Annotated in this window: 1 protein-coding gene; it reads left to right on the forward strand. The window is 54.1% G+C overall.

The features are described 5' to 3' along the window. A partial coding sequence (locus tag AK963_RS36085; RefSeq protein ID WP_066018487.1) for a JAB domain-containing protein occupies positions 1-3,063 on the forward strand: 3,063 nt, incomplete at both ends.

The raw sequence follows: 3,063 nt of genomic DNA on the forward strand, positions 1-3,063 counted from the left end.
GCGTTATTGAGTCACTGGTAGAAGCCAGTCGCATTTTGCAGGACAGCCGCAACCGAAACCAGTCGGTGGATGAGATTCTGGATCAACGCTCCCTGCTGGACAGCTTCAGCCCGGAAACGGAAATGTTCGCCCGTTGGCTCGATGCCAACCTGAACAAGTCGCGGCAGGTGGGTCAGGCATTGAGCGAGCTGGCCAGCCAGATTGAACAGTACCTTCAGAAGCAGGGGCAGGCCGATGGGGATATGTTCGGTACTGACGATGCTACCCTGAATGATCTGATTGACCAGACAAACAACACGCTGGAGAGAAACTATGGCGACAAGAGCACACCGATCAAAGACCCGAAGCAGACCCAACAAGCCCAGCCTGTTCACACTGCTGAAAGAAGCAACGGAAAAAGTGAACCGGGAGAACCCGGAGAGCGAGCCACTGAGCCTGCCAGAGAAGCCAAAAGGGACGAAGTAGACGACCTGCTGGATGCGGTGGACGATGGCACGCTCGATAGCGATGAGTGGACGGAAGACGACTTTGCCGGGATTGAGGAAGGCAAGACTGAATACAATAGCCGCAATGCGCCTCACTACTCGGTGCCTGGGATCAAGAGTCTGGGTGGTGCGGAACGGGCAGCGATCAAGCGGTATCTGGATGGACGGGCTGACAAGCAGGGCATTGTCCAGCGGCTGAAGAAGCTGGCGGATACACCCTGGGCAAGGAAGACCGTGCAGTCCATGCTGATTCGCCAGACCATTGATGATCTGGTGGCTGGACGGGAGGTGGATTACCAGTCGCTGCTGGCGAACAAGGATAATGCGTCACTGCTGAAAGCACTGAAACAGGAAGGGGAAGCCGGACTCTGGCGTTATCTGCATTCCGAGGATGTCATGGGTCATGCAGGAAAACCCCAGAACAGCATTAATGGCAGCTTTGTGGATTGCCTGCCCAGTAAAGCCTGTGCCACGTTCTGCTACGCCACAAAGGGTAATTACCGGTTTAGCAATCCGATGATTAAATCTGAAGTGGTGAGCTGGGCGGTAGAACACAATCCGGTTCGTGCCGCCAAGCTGGCAGCCGTCAACTATAAAGGCACCGCCGAGTATTATCAGGATAAAGCCCTGCGATTGTTTGATATGGGCGATGGCTCGCTGGCGTGGCTGCCGTTCATTAAGCAGATGAACAAGGACGGTATTCGCTTACAGATATTCAGCAAGAATCCTGAGTTTTTACGCCAGATTCCAGAACAAAACTGGACAGCTCTTTCCGTGGATAACACGAATTTCGATATGGCAGCGGCTCACCCCAACCTACCGTTGGCGATGGTGTTTGATGGCAGTCCGAACGATATTGAGTTTGTAAGGTCGAACTTAGACAGGATTATGGTGATCCTGCCCATTAAACACGGACAGAAGGTGTTGGGTGATAAGGCCACCCTGCGTCGGATGCTGGGCAAGGATGCCATGAAGCGGGTCTGCCCGATTGACGGCGGCTGGAAGAAGATCGAACACCCTACTGATCCGAAGAAGAATTTCAACTGCACCTCCTGTGACCGTTATGGGGGTATGGGTTGCTTTGCCGGGAATGTGACTAAAAAAGTGATGCAGGCTTATACGGATGCACCTTTTGAAAAGAATCTGAAAGAACTGAAACAGGAGATAGAGAATGAACCTGAAAAGTATGGAGGCAAAAAGGCATCTTCAAAGCTCCTTGGAGACTTGGACAAAATCCTATCTGCGGTTCGGGCATCTTCTGACGCCAGAGCAGAAAAAGGAAATGAAGAAGTATCAGAAGATGAAGCTGGAAGCCATATCGGACTTCGACAAATTGATGAGCGAAACGGGAAGTACAAAGCAGGAGAAGTAGATGAGCGAGACTCCGGCCAGGTACAAAGTAAACGGGGACCCGGAAAAGGTGATCCGGTGGCCGCTGGTCAGCGGGACCTATTCGCCTCCCCCGATCTATCGGGTGAAGAAAGAAAACAGCAAACCATCGAGAACCAACGTGTTCTGGTTAAGCATGATGAAACCGGCACCATAAGAGCCGGCACCGACACCATTCACACCTACGATGACCTTGCCCACTTTATCGCCCCGATCCGAAAGCTGGCGCAGGAGGAAATGGTCGCCATTGTGCTCGATGGCAATGACAAGGTGATCAATGTCATTAAGCACAGCAAGGGGCAGAAAGCCTCTGCTTCCGTATCCCCATGGACACTGGCCGGTGCGGTGGTGGCGACACCCAATGCAAAATCCGTCTGGTTTGCTCATAACCATCCCTCCGGTGATCCAGCCCCCAGTAACTCCGATGTGCATATAACCCACAGCCTGAATGAAGTGCTGGACGGCAGTGGGGTGGTCAATATGGGGCATGCCGTGGTGGGGACCACTGGCCATGCGAAAATCATGGATGCAGAAGGCACAGTACTGATGGGCACCGTGGCTCCCAAGCGCATGGCTCGCAATAAGGCATTCCCCATTACCGAACGGCGGCTGCGCTATAACCGGCCCCACATCAATTTCGGGTCACCGGAAGCGGTTCGCCCTTTTCTGGACACCATCAGCCCCAATGCCGTGGTGCTGCTGGATAGCAAATACAATGTCACTGGCGTCCTGCCGTTGTCGGACAGCGATCTGAAGACCCTGCGTCACCCCACGGACAACCCGGCCGCTGCCCGGATTATGACGGCACTGGACAGCACCAACAGTTCGTCGGTCATCCTGAAAAGCAGTGGTTCACCACTGGCCACGAAAGGCACCCGGAACCTGATCAACTTTTTCAACCGGGGCGACCGTATCCAGGTGTTGGATCACTTTACCGGCAAGGATGGCAGCTACCAGTCAGCCGCTGAAAAAGGGTTCCCCGACCTGAATGAACGGGGTTCTTTCTACGCCCTGCGCAAAGACAGCAACACCAAAGATAGTAAGGCCAAAGGCATCCAGTCCGGTCCCCTGCGTCTGAAGCTGAAGCCGCTGGAGCAGAAACTGGGGCAGGCCATCCACGTCCTGCAATCGGAAACTGAACTGCCCTCCAGCCTCTACCAGAAGGTAATCAGCGACAAGGCACAAGGCC

The sequence above is a fragment of the Endozoicomonas atrinae genome (assembly GCF_001647025.1).
Taxonomy (GTDB): domain Bacteria; phylum Pseudomonadota; class Gammaproteobacteria; order Pseudomonadales; family Endozoicomonadaceae; genus Endozoicomonas; species Endozoicomonas atrinae.